Source organism: Streptomyces kryoterrae (assembly GCF_054072135.1).
Genome location: NZ_CM133358.1, coordinates 9,869,501 through 9,892,652, shown reverse-complemented (window position 1 = coordinate 9,892,652; position 23,152 = coordinate 9,869,501). Strand labels below are relative to the sequence as shown.

The window sequence follows — 23,152 nt, the reverse complement described above, 5'->3', positions numbered from 1 at the left end:
GAACTACCTTTCCTGGTCGGTGAGCTGGCTGCCGACGATCGACACGAAGGAGACACATTCGCCGGGACCGCCGCCGAGGTTGTGCGTCAGGGCGAGCGAGCGCCCCTCGGCCACGGACGCGGCCGTCCGCTCGGGGGGTGCCTCGCCGCGCAGTTGGAGCCAGGCCTCGAACATCATGCGCAGGCCCGAGGCACCGATGGGGTGGCCGAAGGCCTTCAGGCCGCCGTCGGGGTTGACCGGCAGCGAGCCGTCGAGGTCGAACGCCCCGCTGGTGACGTCCTTCCAGCCCTGTCCGCGCTCGGAGAAGCCCAGGTCCTCCATCAGCACCAACTCGGTGGGCGTGAAGCAGTCGTGGACCTCGGCGAGGGCGAGTTCGGCGCGCGGGTCGGTGATGCCCGCCTGGCGGTAGGCCTCCTGGGCGGAGGCGACGACCTCCGGGAAGGTGGTGAAGTCGTACGCCGGGTCGAGGAGTCCGTCCGCCGGACCGGCGACGAAGGACAGCGCCTTCACGAAGATCGGCTTGTCGGTGTACTTGTAGGCGTCCTCGGCGCGGACGACGATCGCCGCCGCCGAGCCGTCCGAGACGCCCGAGCAGTCGAACACGCCGAGCATGCCCGCGATGATCGGGGCGGCCCGGATGCGTTCCAGCGGCACTTCCTTGCGGAACTGGGCGCGGGGGTTGCGGGCGCCGTTGACGTGGTTCTTCCAGGCGATGCGGGTGATGACGTCCTTCATCTCCTCCTCCCCCAGGCCGTACTTGGCGGCGTAGGCGGGGGCGAGGAGGGAGAAGTTGGCGGGGGCGGTGATCTCGCCGCGGCTGTCGTCGCCCGCGCCGGGGATGGCGGTGCCGGACAGCCCGGACATGCCGGAGTCCTTGAGTTTCTCCACGCCGACCGCCATCGCCATGTCGTACGCACCGGAGGCGACGGCGTAGCAGGCGTTGCGCAGGGCCTCGGAGCCGGTCGCGCACATGTTCTCGACTCGGGTGACCGGTTTGTTGGGCAGGTGGAGCGCCCGGCTCAGGGTGAGCCCGGACACTCCGGAGGCCTGGGTGCCGAACCAATAGGCGTCGATGTCGTCGAGGGTGACGCCGGCCGAGGTGACCGCTTCTCCGACGGCGTCGATCAGGAGGTCGTCGGCCGAGCGGGTCCAGTGCTCGCCGAAGGGCGTGCAGCCCATGCCGACGATCGCGACCCGGTCCCGGATTCCGTGCGAGCTCATCGGCCTGTCCCCTCGGTCTCGCCCGTACGCACCGGCCGGGCTTTCCAGAAGTAGTTGTGCACGCCGGCGGCGGTGACCGTGCGGCGGAACGTCATCTCCACGCGGGCGCCGATGACGGCGTCCGCCTCCGTCGCGTCGGTGAGCTGGCAGCGGAACCGGCCACCGCCGTCGTAGTCGACGACCACGACGAGCATCGGCGGACTCGGCGTGTGGGCCAGCCGGTCGACGGTGAACGTGGCGACCGTGCCGCGTACGTGTTCCATCGGCTCGTCGGTCATGGCGTCGATGCTGTGGCAGGAGGTGCACACCCGGTCCGGCGGCAGATGCCGGGTGCCGCACTTCTCGCAACGGGAGGCGACGAAGCCGTACTTCCAGGCGGTGCGGCGGTGTGCGGGCGGCGCGTAGGGCGGCTCGGGGTCCGGGCGGCGGGGCGGTTCACGGTCCAGGAGGCCGCGCCAGGTGAGGTAGGTGGCGTACGGGATCGGGGCGCTCCCGGCGACGACCTGCCCGGCGACCGGGCGGGCGCTGCGGTGTGCGGGGAGTGCGTCGGTGGCGCGCAGGAGGATGACTCCGGCGCCGTCACCGAGGACGACCAGCGCGATGATTTCGCCGGGGCGGGCGCGGTCGAGTACGTCGGCGAGGAGCAGGCCGGGCTGGGCGGTGCCGGCGTTTCCGATCGCCGCGGCGAGGTCCGGGGTGGCCGCCTCGGGTCGTACGCCCGCTGTCCGCCGTACGGACGCGCACGCGCGTGCGTGCAGGCCCGAGACCACGAAGTGGTCGATCGCCCCGATGTCGAGGGCCGCGTGGTCGAGGGCCGCGATGAGCGCCTTGTCGGCCAGGGAGACGTAGATCTCCTCGGCGAAGCGCTCCTCCCAGACGCGGGAGGTGGGCGCGCCGGGCAGCCGCCAGCGGTCGAGGAGTTCGTCGCTGACCGTGTCGTGGGCGAGCAGTTCCGCGATGACGGGCGCGCCGTTGCGGTGGCCGCCGAAGACGAAGGCCGCCGCGCCGTCGCCGCCCGCGGTCTCGTCGGCGCCGCCGGGCAGGCCGGTGCGCAGGTCGGAGAGGACCGCGAGGGTCGGGACCGGGGAGCGGGCGGCGGTGACCAGCGCGCCGAGGCCGGAGCGGACCGAGCCGGCCATGTCGGTGGCGAGGACGTGCTCGTCCAGGCCCAGTGCCGCGTGGACGGCGGTCGCGTTCGTCTTGTCGAGGTAGGCGGGTGCGGCGGTGGCCAGGAAGAGCTGGCCTATGCGGGCACGCAGGCCCTCTCGGGCGAGGGCCACGCGGGACGCCTCGACGGCCAGGGAGGTGGTGTCCTCGTCGTAGCCCGCGACCGCGCGGGTTCCCCTGCCCCCTCCGGTGCCGAGTACGGCGGCCACGTCCGCGCGGGCCAGGCGGTGGTACGGGACGTAGGCGCCGTAGGCGATCAGTCCGGCCATGTCAGCGTCCTCCAGGGGTGTTCGTGAGGTCGGTCGGCCGTTCGAAGACGGCGGCCAGGCCCTGGCCGCCGCCGAGGCACATGGTCTCCAGGCCGTAGCGGGCCTGGCGGCGGTCCAGTTCGCGCAGCAGGGTGGCGAGGATGCGTCCGCCGGTGGCGCCGACGGGGTGGCCCAGCGAGATGCCGGAGCCGTTGACGTTGAACCGCTCGAAGTCGGTCTCGGTCAGGCCCCATTCGCGGGTGCAGGCCAGGACCTGGGCGGCGAAGGCCTCGTTGAGTTCGATCAGGTCGATGTCGGCGAGCTTGAGCCCGGCCCGCTCCAGGGCCCTGGCGGTGGCGGGCACCGGCCCGATACCCATCGTCTCGGGCGGCACACCGACGACGGCCCAGGACACCAGACGGCCCAGCGGGCGCAGGCCGAGTTCGGCGGCGCGCTCGGGGTGGGTCACGACGCAGAGGGCGGCGCCGTCGTTCTGTCCGCTGGCGTTGCCCGCCGTGACGGTCGCGTCGGGGTCGTGGCGGCCGAGAATGGGGCGCAGCTTCCCCAGTTTCTCCAACGAGGAGTCGGGGCGCGGGTGTTCGTCGGTGTCGACGACGGTCTCGCCCTTCCGTGTGCGCACGGTGACGGGCACGATCTCGTCGGCGAACCGGCCCTCCCGTTGGGCCGCGAGGGCCTTCTCGTGCGAGCGCAGGGCGAGTCGGTCCTGTTCCTCGCGGGGGATGGCGTACGTGCGCCGCAGGTTCTCGGCGGTCTCCAACATGCCCCCGGCGATCGGGTGGTTGACGCCTCCCGACGTCACCCGGCCACGGGCCAGCCGGTCGTGCAGGGTGGTGCCGGCGCCTCGCACTCCCCAGCGCACGTCGGTCGTGTAGAACTCGGCCTGGCTCATGGACTCGACGCCGCCTGCCAGGACGAGGTCGCTCGCGCCGGTCTGCACCTGCATCGCCGCGGTGATGACCGCCTGGAGCCCGGAGCCGCAACGGCGGTCGATCTGGAGTCCCGGCACCTCCACGGGCAGCCCGGCGTCCAGGGCGGCGACGCGGCCGATGGCGGGGGCCTCGCCGTTGGGGTAGCACTGGCCCAGAAGTATGTCGTCGACAGCGGCGGGCGGTACACCGGTGCGGTCCAGTAGGGCGCGTACGACCGTGGCGGCGAGCTCCGTCGCCGGCACATCGCGGAAGACACCTCCGTAGCCACCGACAGGTGTACGCACGGGTTCGCAGATCACCGCGTCACGCAGGAGGGCGGGCATCAGTCATGCCTTTCGTGAGGGGTCACATGTACCGGCCGCCGGTGACCTCGACCACGGCTCCGGTGACGTATCCGGCCAGGTCGGAGGCGAGGAAGAGGACGACACTGGCGACCTCGGCGGGTTCGCCGGCGCGGCCCATCGGGATCTCCGCGAGCTTGGCGTCCCAGGCGGCCGGGGGCATCGCCTCGGTCATGGCGGTGCGGATCAGGCCGGGCTGTACGGCGTTGACGCGGATGCCCGCCTTCGCGAGCTCCTTGGCGGAGGCCTTGGTGAGGCCGACGAGTCCGGCCTTGGCGGCGCTGTAGTTCGTCTGGCCGAAGTTGCCGACCTTGCCGGCGATGGAGGAGATGTTGACGATGCTGCCGCCCCGGCCGTGCGCGCGCATCGCCTCGGCGGCGTACCGGGTGCCGTTCCAGGCACCGGTGAGGTGGACGTCGACGACGGCGCGGAAGTCGGCGAGGGCCATCTTGCGCAGGGTCGCGTCCCGGGTGATCCCGGCGTTGTTGACCATGACGCCGACGGGTCCGAAGGTGTCGGTGCAGTGGGCGACGAGTGCGGCGACCTCGTCCTCGTCGGTGACGTCGCAGCGCAGTGAGGTGGCGGCCACGCCGTTCTTGGCCAGGCGTTCGGCGGCCTCGGCCGCCGCGTCCTCGTTGATGTCGCCGAGAACGATGGACGCCCCCTCGGCCCCGAGTACTGCGGCGATCTCGAAGCCGATGCCCTGTGCGCCACCGGTGATCACCGCGTTGCGGCCGTCCAGCAGTCCCATGTCAGCCCGCCCCTGGCTCGACGCTATTCCTCTCAAATAGATAACCTATTATGCTGAAACAATCAATACAGCGATGAGCTGTGCGAGCGGGGTCGGACGAGGAGAGAAGCCAGGTGGACATCAGCTATCCCCCGGAGACCGAGGCGTTCCGCACCGAGGTCAGGGAGTTCCTCGCCGAGACCCTGCCGCCGGACTGGAAGGGCATCGGCGCCCTCGACGAGGAGCCGGCCTGGGCCTTCGCCCGGGACTGGCGCCGGCTGCTCGCCGAGCGCCGGTATCTCTCCCTCACCTGGCCCGAGCAGTACGGCGGACGCGGGCTGTCCAAGCTCCACCAGGTCGTCCTGATGGAGGAACTCGCCCTGGCCGGGGTGCCGTTCGGGCTCCCGCAGGACACCTTCGGCGTGAAGATGCTGGCGAACACGCTGCTGCGCTGGGGCACGGAGGAGCAGAAGGCGCACTTCCTCCCCCGCATCCTCGGCGGCGAGGACACCTGGTGCCAGGGGTACTCGGAACCGGACGCGGGCTCGGACCTGGCGTCACTCACGACGCGCGCCGTACGGGACGGCGAGGACTGGGTGATCGACGGACAGAAGGTGTGGACCTCCGGCGCCCACCACAGTGACTGGATCTTCGTCCTGGCCCGCACGAACCGGGAGGCGTCCCGGCACCGCGGTATCTCCTTCCTCCTCGTCCCGCTGGACCAGCCCGGCGTCGAGGTGCGGCCGTTCCGCATGATGAGCGGGCAGCTGCACTTCAACGAGGTGTTCTTCAGCGGCGCCCGGACCCGCGCCGATCTCGTCGTCGGCGGCGTCGACAACGGCTGGACCGTCGCCCAGAGCCTGCTGGGCGTGGAGCGCGGTGAGGAGGCGGCGACGAATCCCGTCCTCTTCAAGGCGGAGGTCGAGCGTCTCGTCGAGCTGGCCCGTCTGTACGGCAAGGACACCGACCCGGTGATCCGGCAGCGGATCGCCTGGTGCTGGTCCAAGGTCGAGATCATGCGCTACCTCGGCTACCGGATCCTCACCGGCTGGCTCAAGGGCGCCGAGCCGGGCCCCGAGTCGTCGATCGCCAAGCTGTACTGGAGCGAGTACCACACCAAGGTCACCGACCTGGCGATGGACATCATGGGACTGCACGGCCAGGTACCGGTGGGCCGGCCGCCCCTGCGCACCTACCGCGCCGACGACCCGGGCGCCGCGAACTCCTCGGCGTCCTGGTCGACGACGTACCTCATCGCCCGCTCGGGCACGATCTACGCGGGAACCTCCCAGGTGCAGCGGAACATTCTCGCGGAGAAGGTGCTGGGGCTGCCGCGCGAGCCGCGAGCCTGATCACCGGCCGTCGGCCGGCAACTGCCGTCAGCGCAGGGCCCCCTTGGTGGCGTCGGCGATGAACCCGCGGGCGAAGAAGGTGAACACCAGCACCAGCGGGATGACCGAGAGCAGTACCCCGGACATCACCATGCTGTAGTCGGTGGAGTGTCCGGCGTACAGCTGGGCCAGCGCCACCTGGAGGGTGAGGCGGTCCGGGTTGACCAGCATCACCAGCGGCAGGATGTAGTCGTTCCAGGCGGCGATGAAGGTGTAGATGCCGAGGAACGCCAGGGCCGGGCGGACGCAGGGCAGCACCACGTGCCAGTACAGCCGGAGGAAGCCGGCGCCCTCGATGCGGGCGGCGTCCAGCAGCTCGTCGGGGACGCTGGTGGTGGTGTACTGGCGCATCCAGAAGATGCCGAAGGCGTTGGCGGCGGCCGGCACGATGAGCGCCTTGAGGGTGCCCAGCCAGCCCAGCTGCACCATGATCTCGTACTGCGGGATGATCGCCAGCTGGGTCGGCAGAAGGTACATCGACAGCAGCACGCCGAAGAAGAACTTCTTGCCGGGGAAGTCGTACTTGGCGAAGGCGAACGCGGCCAGCGAGTCGAAGAACAGCACCAGCACCGTCGTACCGACCGCGACGGTCACCGTGTTGAACAGTGACCCGAAGAAGTCCATCCTGTCGAACAGGTGCTGGATGTTGGTCAGCAGGTTGCCGCCGAACCACAGCTTCGGCGGGTAGCTGTAGATGTCCTGCGAGGTGTTCGTCGCCATGACGACGATCCAGTAGAACGGGAACACCGAGATGACCACGCCGAGCATCAGGATCACATGGACGCTCAGCCCACGGACGCGCTTGCGGTTCATGCCGTTCACGGCCGTCGCTCCTTACGCTGCACCAGACGCCAGTTGACGAGGACGATGAGCAGGATCACCAGGAAGAAGGCCCAGACGATGGCGGCGCCGTAGCCGAAGTCGTTGTTGTCGAAGGCCTGGTGGTAGAAGTACAGCAACGTGGTCAGACCGGCCTGGCCCGGGCCGCCGGAGTTGGGGTTGGTGGCCGCCTCGCTGCCGAACAGCACCTGGGGTTCGGTGAAGCTCTGCAGGCCGGTGACGGTGGAGACCACCACGGTGAACAGGATGATGGGCCGCAGCAGCGGGATCGTGATGGAGAAGAAGATCCGGGCCGGGCCGGCCCCGTCCATCCGAGCGGCCTCGTAGACCTCCGAGGGGATCGCCTGGAGGCCGGCCAGATAGATGATCGCGTTGTAGCCGGTCCACTGCCAGGTCATCAGCGCGGCGATCACCAGCTTGATCGTCCACTCGTTGCTCATCCAGGGCACGGCCGACACGTGCAGCGACTTCAGGATGGCGTTGATCAGACCGAAGTTGTTGCTGAAGATCGCGCCGAAGAAGATCGCGATGGCCACCAGCGAGGTGATGCTGGGGATGAACAGGGCGACCCGGTAGAAGGCCGTGAAGCGCTTGGTGGAGTTCACCAGCACCGCGAGCACCAGCGCGAGGCAGAGCATGGGCACGGTCGACAGCACCCAGATGACGAGGGTGTTGCGCACCGACAGCCAGAAGATCGGGTCGTCCCACAGAAAGCGGAACTGCTGGAACCCGACGAACTGCATGTCCCCGATGCCGTCCCACTTCTGGAACGCCAGGAACACGGTGTAGAGCACCGGGAAGAGCATGAAGACCGAGAAGATCAGGTAGTAGGGCGAGATGGCCAGGTACTGCGGCCAGTGCCTGGCGACCCGCCGCCGCGGCCCTGGCCGGGTCCCGGCCGACACCGGCCGGATCCGGCGGCCGGGCCGGCCCGGACCGCCGCGCGGGCGGTCCGCAGCCGGTCGGCCGGCGAGGCCGGTGTCGGGTCCGGAGGTCGGTCCGGTGGGCGCCGGGCCGGCTACCGGGGTTGACGACATGTCACTTCACTCCCTGGCGTTCGGCGATCTGCTTGGCCTGGCTGACCGCGTCCTTCCATGCCTCGTCGGGGTCCTTGCCCTTGGCCTCGATGCTGGTCAGCTCGCTGTAGAAGGGCGCGGCGACCGCCGCGTCGGCCGGTGCCTCGTAGGCCGTGGGGATCTTCTCGGCCGCCGGGCCGAAGATCTCGATGGTCTTCTGGCCGCCGAAGAAGGCGTCGCCGCCGGTGAGTGCCGGCAGTTTGTACGCGGCCGGGGCGGTGGGGAACAGGGCCGCGTCGGTGAAGCCGCGGGCCTGGTTCTCCGGGCTGAGGATCCAGCTGATGATTTTGAAGGCCTCTTCGGGGTTGCCGCTGGTCGCGGGGATCGCCAGGAAGGACCCGCCGAGGTTGGACGGCCCTCCCGGCAGGCTCGCCACCCGCCAGTCGCCCTTGGTGCCCGGGGCCGCGTTGCTGATGTCCAGCGCGTGCCAGGCGGCCCCGATCTCGGTGCCCAGGGCGCCGTTGCTGATCGCGGCGTTCCAGGTGTTGTCGTTGATCTTGGCGTCGATGCCGAGGGTGTAGGGCTTCACGGCGGTGGTCCAGGCGGTGCGGATGTGGTCCTGGTCTCCGATGAACTTGTTGTCCTCGTCGATGAACCGCTGGGTGCCCTGGCCGATGATCATCGTGAACACCGAGCCGATGTTGTTGACCAGGAAGGTCTTCGGAACCGCCTTGTGCAGTTCGACGCCGGCCTTGAAGTAGTCGTCCCAGGTGGACAGTTCGGCGGAGACCTTGGCCGGGTCGGTGGGCAGCCCCGCCTTCGCGAAGAGGTCCTCGCGGTAGAAGGTGGCGCACGGGCCGATGTCGATCGGGAAGCCGATGAGCTTGCCGTCCTGTGTGGTGGCCTGCTTCAGCTTCCACGCCAGGTACTGCGGGACCAGCTTGTCCGCGCCGACGGTCTTCAGGTCGACGAAGCGGTCGGCGTTGGGCAGGAAGGAGGCGATGTCCTCGCCCTTGATGCCCGTGATGTCCGGGGCGGACTGGGCGGCCCGCAGACCGGTCAGCAGCTTGGTCTTGAAGTCACCGCCGACCTCGGAGGTCTTGAGGGTGATGTCGGAGAAGTGGGTCTTGGCATCCGCGACGACCTTGTCGCTCAGGCCTCCCGACCAGTACCAGAGGGCCAGGTTCTTGCTGTCCTTGCTGCCGCTCGATCCGGAGCCGCCGCCGCACGCTGCGGTGGCTCCGGCAGCGGCGGCCGTCAGTACGGCGGCCTGAAGGAACCGTCTGCGGGAAAGGTCCACGTTCTTCTCCTGGATTTCGGTGGGTTGGGCGTGTCCGGCATGTCCGGCAGGACCTGTGGGGCGCGGCAGGAGGCCGGGTGGCTGAAGAGCATCGGCGTAGGTGGGAACCCTTCAGCCACCCGGGGTCGTGCGACCCGGTCCTCTCAGACGGTGCCGACGCGTCCGTGACGGCGGAATATGCCGTTCGTCCGCTTCGGTCGACCGGAGTGGGGTCCGGACCTGGGCTCTGAATTACGCAAGAGAGTGCACCCGGTGCGCGAGTTTGACAAGGGTCAAGCGAGTATCGAGACATTCATGCGCGACTTTGCTTGAGTTTGGAGAGTTCGCGAGTATGGTCTGCCGCATGCTCCCTGACCGAAGACATCAGCTGATCCTGCGCGTCCTGCGCACGGACGGGCCCACGTCGGTGGTCGCCCTGGCCGAGAAGGTCGGGGCGAGTGAGGCCACGATCCGCCGTGACCTCGCGCAACTCGAGGACGAGGGACTGCTCAAGAGGGTCTACGGCGGTGCTGCCCCCGTCGTGGGCGAGGACGACCCGTTCGCCGACGTGGCCGGCGAACGGGTCGAGGCGAAGGACGCCCTGGCCGCCTGGTGCGCAAACCTCGTCAGGGACGGCGAGGCCGTGCTGCTCGACATTGGCACCACCGCTCATCGGGTGGCCCGCCATCTGCACGGCCGGTCCCTGACCGTGATCACCAGCAACCTGGCCGTCTACGAGGAGCTGCAGGACGACAAGGACGTGCAGTTGATCCTGCTGGGCGGCGTGGTGCGGCGCGACTACCGTTCGCTGGTCGGATTCCTCACCGAGGACAATCTCCGGCAGGTCCATGCCGACCGGCTGTTCCTCGGCACCAGCGGAATCCGCCCCGACGGCCAGGTGCTGGACACCACCGCCGTCGAGGTGCCCGTCAAGCGGGCGATGATCGCGGCCAGCGCCCAGGTCGTCCTGGTCGCGGACGCGGGCAAGTTCCCCGGCACCGGAATGGCCCGGGTGTGCGGTCCGGAGGAACTCGACGTCGTGGTGACCAACGCCCCGGGGGACGAGAAGACCTGCGATCGACTGCGTGAGGCGGGAGTCGAGGTGGTCGAGGTGTGAGCTCGCGTTCCTGGGCGGCGGGGACTTCCGGGTCCCGTTGGCCTACCGCGCGCTCCGGTGCGGCCACGACGAAGGGCGTGTCATCGCCGTCACCCGGTACGACCTGCGCGCCCCCCGAATGCCGACATCCGCAAGTTCCCGGCCGACCAGGCGGCCGGGCATCCCGACCCACCGACCGTCACCGCGGCCACCACCGGCGATCGCGCGCACGCCGTCAGGACCCTGACCGCCCGCCCATTGGTCGACTCGTACGCGCGGCACTCCCCCGAGCTCGCCTACCTGGGCCGCCGACGTTCGAGGGTCTCGAGCGGGGGCACCGGACGTGGCCCGGTTCCCGGGCGCCAGCCCGCGTCGAGTTTGCGCAGGCCCACCCCGTCCGGCGCCCAGATGTGGCAGCTGTTCAGCACGCCCGCGGTGGGGCTCGGGCCGACGGAGGGGTCACCGCCGTCACGGCGTCGTACGTAGGCGGAAAGGGACGCCTGGACGACCGCGGGGCCGAGGACGCGTGCCAGTTCGTACAGGTGGGTGCACCCGGAGACGCCCCGGAACCGCTCCTGGATCGCCCGGTTGTACCCGGCGGCGACGCCGAGCCCGACGAGACCGTCGAAGACCGGCGCGATCAGCGGGCACTCGGCGTGCGGAAAGCTCCGCATGTCCGCGTCGGCGGCCACGATCACCATGTCCGGGAGACGTACGCGCACCGCCAGCGCCATCCGGTGCACCACGGCGACCGACGGCTTCGCCCACGGCCGCTCGTCGCACAGCTCCGCCTCGACCGAGATCTCGTCGCCGCCTTCCTCCGCGTAGGCGTTGACGGTGACGGTGCGGCGGTGCAGCGGGAGTTCGGTGCGGGTCATGACGAGGACTCCTCCAGCTTCGGCAGGCCCTCGCCCAGCCCCGCGAACGCGGGCTGCCGGCGCTCGATGAAGCTGAGTACGCCCTCACGGTAGTCCGGGGCGCGCTTCGCCGTGGCCAGGAGGGCGGCGGCGTGGTCGCGGCTGTCGGTGAAGGTTCTCGCCTGGTCGTCGGCGAGCTGCCGCTTGATGAGGGAGATCGCGTAAGGGCTGGCCGAGCGGGCCAGTTCGGTCGCGTACGCGAGGGCCGCGGGCAGCAGGTCCTCCGGCTCGGCCAGGCGGTTGACCAGGCCCATCGACAGGGCCTCCGTCCCGGTGATCCGGCGCGAGGAGAGCAGCAGATCGGCGGCGTTGCCGTAGCCGACCAGCCGGGGCAGGAGCCAGGACACCCCGTCCTCGGCCACCAGGCCGCGTGCGCTGAACGCGGCGGCGAACTTGGCGCCCGGCACGGCGAACCGGACGTCGCACATCAGCGCCTGGTTGAACCCGATGCCCGCGCACGCCCCGTTGACGGCCGCCACGACGGGCTTCGGGAAGGACATGGGACGCGTACGCGGGGGCAGCTGGTCCGTCGGCCACGGACGGGCGCCGGACGACGCCCCGTCCAGCACGCTCATGTCCATCCCCGGGCAGAAGCCGCGTCCGGCGCCGGTGAGCACCACGGCCCGGACCCGCGGGTCCTCCTCCGCCCGGTCGAACAGCTCGTTGTAGAGCAGCTCCATCTCCAGTGTCCAGGCGTTGTGCCGCTCGGGCCGGTTCAGGGTGAGCAGCATGACTCCGTCGTCGGTGAGCTCGGTGAGGATCACCGGGGTCGGATTCTCGGTCATCGAGGTCGCTCCCACGGGCCCGTTGGCCTTGCAGCCAAGCTTTATAGATAGATGAATCATCTATATACCAACGGCGCCTCCGGCACCAGATCGGCTGCCGCGAAGGAAAGATCATCCAGCCCTTGACCTGGTACCCTCGATACACTAAGACGATTCATTTTGCTATATCCCGGAGAAGGAGTGCCCACCGTGGCCGAGGCAGCCCGAGCAACAGAGGCGGCGACCGCGCCCGTCCCGTCCCGCCACCGCGTCGGACGCCAGGTGCGAGTCCCGAAGACCGCCGAACTGGTCGCCGCGCACCTGCGCCGCCAGATCGTACGGGGCGAGATCAACCCCGGCGACGCGCTGCCGCCGGAGTCGGGCCTGATGGAGCAGTTCGGCATCTCGCGGCCCACCCTGCGTGAGGCGTTCCGCGTACTGGAGTCGGAGTCCCTGATCACGGTGCGCCGCGGCGCCCACGGTGGCGCCCGGGTGAGCGCGCCGGACTCCGATGTGGCGGCCCGCTACGCCGGCCTGATCCTCGAGTACCGCGGCGCCACCCTGGGAGACGTCTACCGCGCGGCGGCCCTCATCGAGCCGCCCTGCGCCCGCCAGCTCGCCATCAAGCACACGGCGGACGACATCACGCGGCTGCGTGACGCCGTGGCGGCCGAGAAGGCCGCCCTGGACGACCCGCTCACCCTGGTTGACGCACAGGACGCCTTCCACGCACTCCTGATCGAACTCACCGGCAACCAGACCCTGATCCTGCTGTGCAGCATGCTCCGCAACATCATCGACCGCGCCAACGCCGCGTACACCGTGGGCGCCACCGACGCCAAGGCCCAGAAGGCCCAGGCCGTCAAGGGGCACCGGGCGCACGTCCGGCTGGTCGGACTGATCGAGTCCGGCAAGGCCGACGAGGCCGAGAAACTCTGGCAGCGGCACATCGCCGGCGCCGACGACGTCGTCAACGCCGCCGGGCCCAAGACCGTGCTCGAACTCATCGACTGACCAGCATTCCCGTCATCATTCCGGGCTCCCCCCTTGCCTCCTGGAAACAGTTAGATAATTATAGGAGGCGTACTGAATAGATCCTGGGGTCCGGAGGCGACGGCCATGGCCGAACAGCGCAAGCGCATCTTCGACTGCGACCAGCACATGTACGAGGAGCGGGACTCTTTCACCCGCTACCTTCCGAAGGAGTTCCTCGGTACGGCGGTCGCACCGGTGACGCTGCCGGACGGGCGGGAGGTGATCCTCGCCGGGGACCGGATCGTCGTCTGTCTGGAACCGGAGTTCGGGCAGGTCTACCGTCCCGGCTCGCTGAAGGAGATGCTCAAGGCGATGGCCTCGGGCAATCCGGACGAGACCTACCAGTTCGAGCCGATGCACGAGTCGTACCAGAACCGCGAGGCCCGGCTGCGGGTGATGGACGAGCAGGGTCTGGACCAGACGATCATGTACCCGGGCGGCTGGGCGCTGGTCGCCGAGGAGTACGTGAAAGGCGTCGAGCCGCTCTACGCCAACTACCACTCGTTCAACCGCTACATGAACGAGGTGTGGGGCTTCAACCACCAGGACCGCATCTACGCCCCCGCCCTGCTCTCGCTGCGTGATCTGCCCAGCGCCGTCAAGGAGTTGGAGTACGTCCTGGACCAGGGCGCCCGCTTCATCCTGCTGCCCACCGGCCCGGTGTACGGCCGCTCGCCGGGCGACCCGTACTTCGACCCGTTCTGGAAACTGGTCAACGAGGCCAAGGCGAGCGTCTGCTACCACATCAGCGAGTTCTACTACAACTCGCAGGTGGCGCCCTCCTGGGGCTTCGACCCCCACCCCATCCACTTCCGGATGTCGGCCTGGCAGTGGCAGAACACCTACGGCCAGCGGCCCGTCGAGGAGACGCTGTCCGCGCTGATCTTCGACAACCTCTTCGGGCGGTTCCCCGACATCAACGTCCTGGTGTCCGAGTTCGGCGCCGAGTGGGTGCCGCACTTCGTCCGTCACATGGACAAGAGCCGGGGCATGGGCCGCAACGGCCCCTGGATCGGCGGGCAGTTGGACGAGCGCCCCAGCCAGGTCTTCCGTAAGCACGTCCGCGTGGTGCCCTACCCCGAGGACGACACCGTGGCCCTGGTCAAGCGCCTCGGCTACCACGAGTCCATCGTCATGGGATCCGACTTCCCGCACGCGGAGGGCCTGGCCAACCCGGCGGACTTCCGCAAGCTCATCTCGGAGCTCGACGAGTCGGTCCAGGACGACATCATGTACAACAACGCTCAGCAGCTGATCAGCCGCTGAGCGTCGCATCCCCCGCCTGGCGGCGGGCCCGGTCAGGGGACCAGGCCCGCCGCCAGGTTCGCGATGTCGGAGAGCAGAGCGGTCCCGCGCGGTGAGTGATCGTAGCCGGCGAGCGGGTAGCCGTTGCTCAGACAGGCGAACGACAGGCCCGACTCCGGGTCCATGAAGCCCAGTTGGTAGGCGGCTCCGGCACTGCCGAAGAGCGCCGGCGAACCGGTGGACGGCAGGTTGCTGCCCGCGTCGGGCCCGGCCACGGTGACGAACAGGCCCATGCTGGTACGGCGGTTGCCGCCACCGCCGTAGATCTGCTCGCCGTAGGGGTACTCCGTGAACCGGATCCGGGTGCCCTCCGCCACCGCGCCCGGCTTCCACAGACCCGAGTGCTCCAGCGCCTGGAAGTACAGCGCGACGTCGGCGGCGGTGGCGACCAGGGCGTGGCTGGGCTCTCCGGCCGCCAGGACCTTCGGGTCCGACAGATACCAAGGTCCCCACGGGTCGGGTTCCTGCTCGGCGCTGGTGCGGTCGGTGGCGAGCATCGGGGCGACGCTGCCCGTCTGACGGTCCACCGGCACCCCGAGTTCGATCGAGGACAGTCCCAGCGGCCCTACGACCTTCTCGTGCAGATAGTCGGCGAAGGCCAGGCCCGTGCGCCGCTCGACGATCTCGGCGATCAGCCAGGCGGCCGAGGTGAGGTGGTACTGGAAGCGGCTGCCGGGCGGGTGGTCGAGCCGCCAGCGGCCGAACGCGGCGAGACGCTGCTCGCGGTCCAGCATCTTCGGGTGGCCGAGGGGTGCGAAGGGGAACCCGGCGGTGTGCGTGAGCACCTGCTCGACCGTCACCGTCTCCTTCCCGTTCGGCGCGAACTCCGGGATGATCGCGGCGACGTGCTCCCCGATGTCCAGGAGCCCCTCTCCGATCAGCTTCCACACCACGCCCGCGACGATCGACCGCCCGACGGACTGCAGCACGTACCGGGTGTCGGGGCCGGCGTCACCGTAGGTCTCGAAGGCCACCAGCCGGCCGCCCTGCGCGACGGCGACCTGCGCGGACGGCAGGGGGCCGTGTTCGACCTCCCGGCGGATCCGGCGCAGGAGGACGTCGAGTCGCCGCGGGTCCACTTCGTCGACGTGGTCAGGCACTTGTTCCTCCTTCGTACGGCTCCCGAAGCCGGCGGCGTACGACCTTGCCGTTCGCGTTGCGCGGCAGGTCGTCCACGAACCACCAGCGGACGGGGACCTTGAACCCGGACAGCCGGGCGCGGGTGTAGTGCCGGAGCGCCTCCGGCCGGGGCGGGGCGGCGGGGTCGGCCGGCACGACGAAGGCGACCACGGTCTGGCCGAGTCGCTCGTCCGGAACACCGGTCACCGCCACGTCCGCCACGCCGGGGTGGGCCGCGAGGAGCGTCTCGACCTCCAGCGGGTGGACGTTCTCACCACCCCGGATGATCATGTCGGTGTGCCGGCCGAGGAGGTAGAGATACCCGTCCTCCGCCACCCGCCCCAGGTCCCCGCTGTGCAGCCAGCCTTCGGCGTCGATCCTGAAGAGATGGTCGGCGCGGGCGTGGATCTCGCCGATGCCGTCGGGGCCCACGCCGTGGACCCTGACCTCGACCCCGGGGGCGGGCCGTCCCACCGACCGCAGCAGTTCGGCGCGTCCCGCGACCGCCTCCCGGTGGTCCTCGGGGGTGAGCACGCTGATCGGCGAGCCCTCGGTCTGGCCGAACATGTTGAGCATGCGGACGCCGGGCATCGCCTCGTACGTCCGGCGCAGGGTGGCGGGGCGGACGGGTGCGCCGCCGTACTGGAGGGTGCGCAGCGTTTCGTGACGGGCCTGTCCGGCCGCCAGCAGGGTCTCCAGCATCGCCGGGACCATGCTGGTGTGCGTGGTGCCGAGGTCCCTCAGCAGGCCCCAGCCGTCGACGGTGAACCGGGGCAGTCCGGTGACCAGCGCGCCCGCGGCCAGGGCGACGGCGATGTTGCCGAGGCCGGCGATGTGATGGAAGGGCGCGCTGCCGCCGTAGAAGCTGTCGGGGCCGAGCGCGCACAGCCGCCCGTTGACGCGTGCCCGGGCGGCCAGGCGTTGTTGGGTCATGGAGACGGGTTTGGGCAGACCGGTGGTCCCGGAGGTGTGGAGTACCGCCGCGAGTTCTTCGGGTGCGGCGGCCAACTCCCGTGTGCTGTCGTGCGGTTCGGGGACGATGGCGACCCGTCGGCCGGACAGTTCGGCGACCTGCCTGCCGAGGCCGGCGAACTCCGGCTGCGCCAGCAGGACTTCGGAGCTCGTGGCCCTGACCACCGCCGCGATCTCGTGCGATGTCATCCGGACGCCGAGCGGCGCGAGCGGATGCCCGGACCCGGCGCCGCCGATCACCAGCGCGAGCGCGTCGGCGGAGGTGGCGGCCAACACCGGGACCGGTGTGCCTGGTTCGAGGCCGAGCGTGTCCAGCCAGTCGGCGGCGCCGGCCGCCCGGTCGAGGAGTTCGCGGCCGGTCCAGGTCAGGTCGCCGAACCGGACGGCGGGGCGGGCATGGTCGTAGGCGTGGCTCACCATGGCGGTCCAGGTGGCCGCCTGCGCTCCTTCCTGCGTGGCGGCCATCCGCTCAGGGCTCCAGGCGGGCCGCCGCGGTGCCGGTGACCACCTCGGCGCCGTCCTGGTTGAGGGTGCGCAGGGAGAAGTGGGCGACCGGGCCGGCCGGTGTCTCCTCGATCGACTCGACGGTGGCCGTGGCGGTGAGGGTGTCGCCGGGCCAGACCTGGGCCTTGAAGCGCACGCCGAAGCGGAGCAGCGACTCGGTGCCGACCCAGTCGGTCAGGACCCGGCCGGTCATCCCCATCGTCAGCATCCCGTGGGCGAAGACCCCGGGATAACCGGCGGCGTCGACGGCGAACCGCTCGTCGGTGTGCAGCGGGTTGAAGTCCCCGGACGCGCCCGCGTACTGGACGATCCGGGTGCGCTTGAGGTCGTCGACGAGGACGCTCTCGCGGGTCTCGCCGACCTTGACGTCGTCCGCGCTCAGGCTCATCGGACGTCCTCCTTTCGGGTGGCGGGGCCCTCGGGTACGACGGCGACGGTCTTGGCACTGACGACCGGTTGGCCGTCCGCGTCCCGGTACTCGGTGATCCGCTCACTGAAGAGCAGCCGGCCGCTACGGCCCTGCTTCTCCCAGCTGCGGCCGAGGACGCTGTGCGCCTGGAGGGTCTCGCCGGCCCGCACCGGGCGGTGGTACTCGAAGTGCTGCTCGGCGTGCAGCCCGCCGGCGCCCTCGGCCATCTCGCCGGGGCCCGCGCCGGACCCGAACCACTCCTCACCGGGCTTGGGCCGCAGATGGTACTCAGGGTCGTAGTGGGCGCTCGCCATCGTGAAGGTGGGCGGTGCGAGCGCGGTCTCGCCCTGGTAGGCGGGGTTCTCGTCGCCGATGGCGCGGGCGAACATCATGATGTGCCCGGCCTCTACGGGGAACGGCTGCCCTGTCATGTTCGTGTGCTCCTCGGTCAGTACGGCAGGAACGCGTCGCGGGTGGCCTCGTCCGGGTCGAAGTCCGGAGGCAGTCCCTCGAACTTCGGCTCCCGCTTCTCCACGAAACTCGCCACGCCCTCGCGGAAGTCCGGCGAGCCCGCGAAGAACTCCATGGCGGAGTAGGAGCGGGCGAGGGCGTCGGTGAAGGTGCGGTCGAGATCGCCGTAGATCTGGTGGCGTACGACGGCCATGGCGCGCGGGGAGCAGTTGCGGGCGATGTCCCGGGCGTAGGCGCGGGCGGCGTCGAGCAGGTCCTCCGGTTCGACGACGCGGCTGACCAGGCCGAGGTCTTTGGCCTCGTCGGCGTCGAAGACACGGCCGGACAGCAGCAGGTCGAGCGCGTTCTCCAGGCCGATGACGCGCGGCAGCACGTACGGCAGGTTGTACTCGCCGGCCAGGCCGCGCCGGGTGAAGGCGGTGGTGAAACGGGCCCCGCGGGCGGCGAAGCGGACGTCACAGATGAGCGCCTGGACCAGGCCGATGCCCGCGCAGGCACCGTTGACGGCGGCGATCATCGGCTTCGGCATGTCGCGCCTGCTGTACATGGGCACGCGGGCCTGGAGGTTGAGGGACTGGCCGGGCTGGGCGTTCTGCTCAAGGCGCTGGACGTCCATCCCGGGACAGAAGGCCCGGCCCGCGCCCGTGACGACCACGACGCGGACGGCCGGATCGTGCGCGGCCTCGTCCAGGAGCGCGAAGAAGCGGCGCTCCATGGGGAGGCTCCAGGCGTTCTTGCGCTCGGGCCGGTTGAGGGTGACGGTGGCGACGCCGTCCTCGTCCACCTCGTACAGCACCAGATCCAGATCCGGGTCCAGGTCCTGCGGAGGGACCAGGGGCTTTCCGGGCATCACGTCACTCCTCGTCCAGCGGTTCGATGGGGTCGCCGACGCCCGGCCGCTCCCCGGAGATGGTCACCACTACCTGCCCGCGCGCGCAGATGCGTCCGTCGGTCATCACGTCGACGTCGGCGAAGTGCAGCCGGCCCCCACGCCGCACACAGCGTGCGTAGGCGACGGCCTCCCGTCCCCGGGCAGGCGCGAGGAACTGCACCGACATCGACACCGTGCTGAGCAGACTCCCCTTCGCGAAGTCGTGCCCGGCGATGACGGCTCCGGCGCCCGCGGTGTCGATGAGCGCCGAGATGACTCCACCGTGGAAGACGCCCTCGTGGGCGGAGAGGGACTCGGCGTAGGGAAGCTCGATCTCGACGGCGTCCGGGTCCCAGCGCGTCACGCGGATGCGGCAGAGGCGGTTGAAGGCGACCCCGCGCTCCCAGCGGGCCCTGAACCACGTCCGGCGTTCACGCTGCTCCTGGTCGGTGAGGGTCCTCGCCGCGACGGTCATCAGCACGCCCTCCGGTCTCGGCCTGTCAGCCGATCGATATAGTTACATGAATCAGCTAGTTAGGGCAATCGTACGGACCAGAGAGGAGCGATGGATGTATGATTTATCTAACTCATTCTACTGTTAGTCACACAGGGAGGCTCGCCTCGATGCCGTCGACCGCACTGGCCGGGATCCGTGTCCTCGATCTGTCCCGCATCCTCGCCGCGCCGCTGGCCACCCAGCTGCTGGCCGACCTGGGGGCCGAGGTGATCAAGGTCGAGCGGCCCGGAACGGGGGACGACTCACGCACGTACGGCCCGCCCTTCGCGCCCGGGCCCGAGGGCGTCCGGACGGACACCGCAGCCTTCTACCTCGCCTGCAACCGCAACAAGCGGTCGGTCACGGTCAATCACGCCACCGCCGAGGGGCAGGAACTGATCCGCGCGCTCGCCGCGCGGTCGGACGTGCTGGTCGAGAACTTCCGGGCGGGGACACTGGCGAAGTACGGGCTCGACCAGGAGAGTCTGCGCGAGCTCAACCCGCGGCTGGTGTACCTGTCGGTGACGGGCTTCGGCCAGACCGGGCCGTATGCCGCACGCCCCGGCTATGACGGCATCTTCCAGGCCATGTCCGGGATGATGAGCGTCTCCGGGCACCCCGAGGAGCCGATGAAGGTCGGCGTCAGCATGGTCGACATCCTCACAGGGCTGTACGCCTCCACGGCCGTGCTCGCGGCCCTGCGGCACCGGGACGCGACCGGCGAGGGCCAGTACATCGACCTGTCCCTGCTGGACTGCGGTCTGGCCTCGCTGTCGCACTTCGCGATGAACTACCTGGTCTCCGGAGAGGTTCCGGAGCGGCGTGGCAACGGCGGGTACGGCGGGATCCCGTCCCAGGCGTTCCAGTGCGCGGACAAACCGCTCTTCCTTGTCGCGGGCAACGACAAGCAGTTCGCCGCGTTCTGTGCGGCGGCCGGCCGCACCGATCTGCTCCAGGACGCGCGGTTCGCCACGACGTCCGCGCGGATCACCCACCGCACGGAGATTCTGCCCGTGCTGGCGGCTGTCCTGCGGACCCGGACGCGGGACGAATGGCTCGCCGTGCTGGACGAACACGACGTCCCCGCAGGCCCGTTCAACGAGATGCCCGAGGTTTTCGCCGACCCGCAGATACAGCATCGGGGGATGCTGGTCGAGGTCGAGGATCCGGTGTCCGGGCGGCTGCCGATGCTGGCGAATCCGATTCGGTTCACGGCGACTCCCGTTGGGGGCTATGCCGCGGCGCCTGCGCTGGGTGAGCACACGGCCGAGGTGCTTCTCGGGCTGGCCGGGGTGACGGAGGAACAGTTGACGGGGCTGCGGGGCCGGGGGGTGGTGTGAGTTTCTCGCCCCCGCCGCCCCTACCCGTCCCTCCCCCCAGAGGGGGGACCCCCATCGGCGGCGCTGCCCCCGAACCCCCGCTCCTCAAACGCCGGAGAGGCTGATTTTCAGCCCGTTGGGGGTCCCCCCTCTGGGGGAGATTGAGGACGAGGCCCCTTCAGGGCCGAAGCGGGGGTCTGGGGGCGCAGCCCCCAGGGACGGGACTGGGCGCCGGGGGCGAGACTCAGCCGAGCAGTGTTCGCCCGCCCTCCAGCATCAGCGTCGCCCCCGTCAGATACGCCATGTCGTCGCTGACAAGCGCGGCCACCGCACGGCCGATGTCCGCCTCCGGATCGCCCATCCGCCCCAGCGGGATGCCGGCGAGTACACTCGCCGCCTTCTCCGGGTGATCGGCGAAGTACATCTCCGCCGCCGGGCTCAGCGCCGCCGGGCAGACGACGTTCACACGGATTCCGTACACCCCCCACTCCCGCGCGGCCACCTTCGTCAGACCCCGGACCGCCTCCTTGGCCATCGCGTACGCCGCGAAGGTCACCTCTCCCTGCACCGCGGCCGACGACCCGAGGTTCACGACACTGCCGCGGCTCGCCCTCAGATGCGGCAGGGCCGCCTGCATCGCGTGGAACGTGGCCAACGGGCCGCTTCGGTAGGTGAGTTCGATGTCGTCGTACGACGTCCGCTCCAGTCGGCGCTGGACGGAGGACTGGGCGTTGTTGACGAGTACGTCCAGGCCGCCGAACTCCCGTACCGTCTCGGCCACCATGCGGTCGACGTCGTCCCGCTCCCCCACGTCCCCGACAACGATGTGCGCTCGTCCGCCGCGCCCGGTGATCTCGCCGGCCGTGTCCTTCAGCTTGCTCTCGGTGCGGCCGGTGATCACCACGGACGCGCCCTCGGCGGCCAGGGCGAGCGCGATGCCGCGTCCCACTCCCTGTCCTCCCCCGGTGACCAGTGCCGTCTTCCCGGACAACCGTGTCATCACGTCTCCTTCCAGAAGGGCGCCCAGGAGGGGAAGGCCTCGGGCAGCGCCGGTTCTCCTGATCCCTCCCAGCCGTTGAAGCCCACCGTCTGGGGGCGCTCCGTCACGTCCGCCGCGTACCAGTGCTGCTCACGGCGCCGGGAGAAGTACCACTCGCCGTCCACGCGCGCGTAGTCGTCCCGGTAACAGATCGCCATCACGATCCACCGGTCCCCGACCTCGTGCTCGGCCCGGCAGTAGACCGCGCCGGTCGCCGTGTCACGGCCGGTGAACTCGACACGGTGGCCGCAGATCTGGTGGACGGAACGGTGGAAGCCGCGCACCAGGGGATCGATGTGCCGGCGCAGGACCTGCCGTCCGCGGCCGTGCCGGCCCATGTCCACGTCGGGCCGGAAGCAGTCGACCCAGGCGTCGAGGTCCCGGGCGTCGACGGCGAGCGCGTAGCGGATGGGCAGTTGCTGGATCGCCAACTGCGACTCGATGCGGTCGATGCGCTCCTCGACGGGCGTCATGGGCGGGGCTCCTTCGGCAGACCGAGGAGCTGTTCGCCGATGATGTTGCGCTGGATCTCGCTCGACCCGCCGTAGATCGTCTCCGCGAGGGAGAGCAGGAAGGACCGCTGCCGTGTGTCCAGGCCGTAGTCCTCGCCGACGATCTGTCCGGCGGGCCCGGCCAACTCCAGCGCCAGGTGGCCGAGTTGCTGATGCCGGGTCGAGGCGTAGAGTTTCGCGGTCGTGGCCTGCGCGCCCGGAGTCCGGCCGGTGGTCAGTTCGGCGAGGGTCCGCAGGTTGGTGGTGCGCATGATGCGTACGGAGATCCAGGCGTCCACGATCCGGCGGCGCAGCATGGGGTCGTCGAGCGCGCCCCGGTCGCGGGCGAGATCGATCAGCGCCTCGGCCTCCCGTTCGAAGGTGAGCTGCTGGGGCAGGAGCGTGGTGCCGCGTTCGATGCCGAGGGTGGCCATCGCGGTGCGCCATCCCTGGCCGACCTCGCCCACGACCATGTCGGCTCCGGTGCGCGCGTCGGAGAGGAACACCTCGGCGAACTCGTCCTGGCCGGCCAGGTTGCGGATGGGGCGGATCTCGACGCCCGGCTGGTCCGTGGGCAGGAGCAGCAGCGTCAGGCCCTTGTGGCGGACCGATTCCGGATCGGTGCGGGTGAGGACGTACAGCCAGTCCGCGTGGACGCCGAACGAGGTCCACACCTTCTGTCCGCCGACCACCCACTGGTCACCGTCCCGTTCGGCGCGGGTGCGTATCGAAGCGAGGTCGGAGCCCGCGCCCGGCTCGCTGAAGCCCTGGCCCCACATCTCCTCGACGGCGAGGATCGGTGGCAGGAAGCGTTTCCGCTGTGCCTCGCTGCCCATCCTGAGCAGCATCGGGCCGAGCAGGTCGAGGGCGTTGACGGTCGCGCGGTAGGGGGCGTTCGCGCGGGCGTACTCGTACTCGAAGACGATCTCCTCCAGGAGCCCGAGCCCTCTGCCCCCGTATTCCCGAGGCCAGCCGACGCCCAGCCACCGCCCTGCGGACAGCTCACGGTCCCAGGCGAGGCGGACCTCCCAGGCCTCGCCGTCGGTGGGGCCGCCCACGCCCCGGTGCGCGGCGAACTCCCCCACCAGGTGTGCGGCGAGCCAGTCCCGCAGTTCGTCGCGGAAGTCGCGTACAGCGGGGCCGAAGTCCAGTTCCATCTCC

Annotated in this window: 23 protein-coding genes; 5 read left to right on the top strand and 18 right to left on the bottom strand. The window is 70.2% G+C overall.

What is annotated here, in order from left to right; translation table 11 throughout:
- Window positions 1-3 precede the first annotated feature (3 nt).
- The 4 genes from ACW4TU_RS44090 to fabG are packed head-to-tail and all read right to left on the bottom strand — an operon-like array spanning window position 4 to window position 4,678.
- Window positions 4-1,221: an acetyl-CoA acetyltransferase gene (locus ACW4TU_RS44090; RefSeq protein WP_457423031.1), complete on the bottom strand. Its 1,218-nt coding sequence runs from the start codon at window positions 1,219-1,221 to the stop codon at window positions 4-6.
- Window positions 1,218-2,657, bottom strand: coding sequence for an OB-fold domain-containing protein (locus ACW4TU_RS44085; RefSeq protein WP_457423029.1), 1,440 nt, complete (start codon window positions 2,655-2,657; stop codon window positions 1,218-1,220). The genes ACW4TU_RS44090 and ACW4TU_RS44085 overlap by 4 nt, the downstream gene beginning before the upstream one ends.
- A gap of 1 nt (window position 2,658) precedes the next feature.
- The gene (locus ACW4TU_RS44080) at window positions 2,659-3,909 is read right to left on the bottom strand and encodes an acetyl-CoA C-acetyltransferase (RefSeq protein WP_457423027.1); all 1,251 of its coding nucleotides are present in this window, start codon (window positions 3,907-3,909) and stop codon (window positions 2,659-2,661) included.
- A gap of 22 nt (window positions 3,910-3,931) precedes the next feature.
- Complete coding sequence (gene fabG / locus ACW4TU_RS44075; protein WP_457423025.1) at window positions 3,932-4,678, bottom strand: 3-oxoacyl-ACP reductase FabG; 747 nt, start codon at window positions 4,676-4,678, stop codon at window positions 3,932-3,934.
- Between the two features lie 113 nt (window positions 4,679-4,791).
- Between fabG and ACW4TU_RS44070 the strand changes: the two genes are divergently transcribed.
- A complete protein-coding gene (locus ACW4TU_RS44070; RefSeq protein WP_457423023.1) occupies window positions 4,792-6,009 on the top strand; it encodes an acyl-CoA dehydrogenase family protein in 1,218 nt (405 codons plus the stop codon).
- A gap of 27 nt (window positions 6,010-6,036) precedes the next feature.
- Here ACW4TU_RS44070 and ACW4TU_RS44065 read toward each other — a convergent pair whose 3' ends face one another.
- From ACW4TU_RS44065 to ACW4TU_RS44055, 3 genes are read right to left on the bottom strand one after another with little or no spacing between them, the layout of a single operon-like run.
- Window positions 6,037-6,861, bottom strand: coding sequence for a carbohydrate ABC transporter permease (locus ACW4TU_RS44065; RefSeq protein WP_457430602.1), 825 nt, complete (start codon window positions 6,859-6,861; stop codon window positions 6,037-6,039).
- Between the two features lie 5 nt (window positions 6,862-6,866).
- Complete coding sequence (locus ACW4TU_RS44060) at window positions 6,867-7,925, bottom strand: carbohydrate ABC transporter permease (protein WP_457423021.1); 1,059 nt, start codon at window positions 7,923-7,925, stop codon at window positions 6,867-6,869.
- Window position 7,926: 1 nt separating this feature from the next.
- Window positions 7,927-9,204, bottom strand: a complete 1,278-nt coding sequence (locus ACW4TU_RS44055) for an ABC transporter substrate-binding protein (protein WP_457423019.1) — start codon at window positions 9,202-9,204, stop codon at window positions 7,927-7,929.
- A 343-nt stretch (window positions 9,205-9,547) separates the two neighbouring features.
- On the opposite strand from ACW4TU_RS44055, the gene ACW4TU_RS44050 reads away from it, so the two are divergent.
- Entirely contained in the window at window positions 9,548-10,300 is a 753-nt protein-coding gene (locus tag ACW4TU_RS44050) for a DeoR/GlpR family DNA-binding transcription regulator (RefSeq protein WP_457423017.1), read from the top strand.
- Window positions 10,301-10,575: 275 nt separating this feature from the next.
- Here ACW4TU_RS44050 and ACW4TU_RS44045 read toward each other — a convergent pair whose 3' ends face one another.
- Both ACW4TU_RS44045 and ACW4TU_RS44040 read right to left on the bottom strand, forming a co-directional pair.
- Window positions 10,576-11,157 carry a DUF2889 domain-containing protein gene (locus ACW4TU_RS44045; RefSeq protein ID WP_457423015.1) on the bottom strand — a complete coding sequence of 194 codons (582 nt, stop codon included), beginning with the start codon at window positions 11,155-11,157 and terminating at the stop codon, window positions 10,576-10,578.
- The gene (locus tag ACW4TU_RS44040) at window positions 11,154-11,981 is read right to left on the bottom strand and encodes an enoyl-CoA hydratase-related protein (protein WP_457423013.1); all 828 of its coding nucleotides are present in this window, start codon (window positions 11,979-11,981) and stop codon (window positions 11,154-11,156) included. The genes ACW4TU_RS44045 and ACW4TU_RS44040 overlap by 4 nt, the downstream gene beginning before the upstream one ends.
- Window positions 11,982-12,170: 189 nt before the next feature.
- On the opposite strand from ACW4TU_RS44040, the gene ACW4TU_RS44035 reads away from it, so the two are divergent.
- Window positions 12,171-12,974: a FadR/GntR family transcriptional regulator gene (locus ACW4TU_RS44035; protein ID WP_457423011.1), complete on the top strand. Its 804-nt coding sequence runs from the start codon at window positions 12,171-12,173 to the stop codon at window positions 12,972-12,974.
- A 105-nt stretch (window positions 12,975-13,079) separates the two neighbouring features.
- Window positions 13,080-14,261 (top strand): amidohydrolase family protein, encoded by a 1,182-nt coding sequence (locus ACW4TU_RS44030; RefSeq protein ID WP_457423009.1) that lies wholly within the window; start codon window positions 13,080-13,082, stop codon window positions 14,259-14,261.
- Window positions 14,262-14,293: 32 nt separating this feature from the next.
- Here ACW4TU_RS44030 and ACW4TU_RS44025 read toward each other — a convergent pair whose 3' ends face one another.
- The 6 genes from ACW4TU_RS44025 to ACW4TU_RS44000 are packed head-to-tail and all read right to left on the bottom strand — an operon-like array spanning window position 14,294 to window position 19,121.
- Window positions 14,294-15,400: a serine hydrolase domain-containing protein gene (locus ACW4TU_RS44025; protein ID WP_457423007.1), complete on the bottom strand. Its 1,107-nt coding sequence runs from the start codon at window positions 15,398-15,400 to the stop codon at window positions 14,294-14,296.
- Window positions 15,393-16,856, bottom strand: a complete 1,464-nt coding sequence (locus ACW4TU_RS44020) for a class I adenylate-forming enzyme family protein (protein WP_457423005.1) — start codon at window positions 16,854-16,856, stop codon at window positions 15,393-15,395. Before ACW4TU_RS44020 ends, ACW4TU_RS44025 begins: the two co-directional genes overlap by 8 nt.
- A gap of 4 nt (window positions 16,857-16,860) precedes the next feature.
- The gene (locus ACW4TU_RS44015; protein WP_457423003.1) at window positions 16,861-17,283 is read right to left on the bottom strand and encodes a MaoC/PaaZ C-terminal domain-containing protein; all 423 of its coding nucleotides are present in this window, start codon (window positions 17,281-17,283) and stop codon (window positions 16,861-16,863) included.
- Complete coding sequence (locus ACW4TU_RS44010; RefSeq protein ID WP_457423001.1) at window positions 17,280-17,735, bottom strand: FAS1-like dehydratase domain-containing protein; 456 nt, start codon at window positions 17,733-17,735, stop codon at window positions 17,280-17,282. Before ACW4TU_RS44010 ends, ACW4TU_RS44015 begins: the two co-directional genes overlap by 4 nt.
- A 17-nt stretch (window positions 17,736-17,752) precedes the next feature.
- Complete coding sequence (locus ACW4TU_RS44005) at window positions 17,753-18,625, bottom strand: enoyl-CoA hydratase-related protein (RefSeq protein ID WP_457422999.1); 873 nt, start codon at window positions 18,623-18,625, stop codon at window positions 17,753-17,755.
- Between the two features lie 4 nt (window positions 18,626-18,629).
- Window positions 18,630-19,121: a PaaI family thioesterase gene (locus ACW4TU_RS44000; protein WP_457422997.1), complete on the bottom strand. Its 492-nt coding sequence runs from the start codon at window positions 19,119-19,121 to the stop codon at window positions 18,630-18,632.
- A gap of 149 nt (window positions 19,122-19,270) precedes the next feature.
- Between ACW4TU_RS44000 and ACW4TU_RS43995 the strand changes: the two genes are divergently transcribed.
- Window positions 19,271-20,482 (top strand): CaiB/BaiF CoA transferase family protein, encoded by a 1,212-nt coding sequence (locus tag ACW4TU_RS43995; protein ID WP_457422995.1) that lies wholly within the window; start codon window positions 19,271-19,273, stop codon window positions 20,480-20,482.
- A gap of 223 nt (window positions 20,483-20,705) precedes the next feature.
- Here the strand turns inward: ACW4TU_RS43995 and ACW4TU_RS43990 are convergent, their stop codons facing one another.
- The 3 genes from ACW4TU_RS43990 to ACW4TU_RS43980 are packed head-to-tail and all read right to left on the bottom strand — an operon-like array spanning window position 20,706 to window position 23,148.
- Window positions 20,706-21,461 carry an SDR family NAD(P)-dependent oxidoreductase gene (locus tag ACW4TU_RS43990; protein ID WP_457422993.1) on the bottom strand — a complete coding sequence of 252 codons (756 nt, stop codon included), beginning with the start codon at window positions 21,459-21,461 and terminating at the stop codon, window positions 20,706-20,708.
- Window positions 21,461-21,973, bottom strand: a complete 513-nt coding sequence (locus tag ACW4TU_RS43985) for a nuclear transport factor 2 family protein (RefSeq protein ID WP_457422991.1) — start codon at window positions 21,971-21,973, stop codon at window positions 21,461-21,463. Before ACW4TU_RS43985 ends, ACW4TU_RS43990 begins: the two co-directional genes overlap by 1 nt.
- Window positions 21,970-23,148, bottom strand: a complete 1,179-nt coding sequence (locus tag ACW4TU_RS43980; protein ID WP_457422989.1) for an acyl-CoA dehydrogenase family protein — start codon at window positions 23,146-23,148, stop codon at window positions 21,970-21,972. Before ACW4TU_RS43980 ends, ACW4TU_RS43985 begins: the two co-directional genes overlap by 4 nt.
- Between the last annotated feature and the right edge of the window lie 4 nt (window positions 23,149-23,152).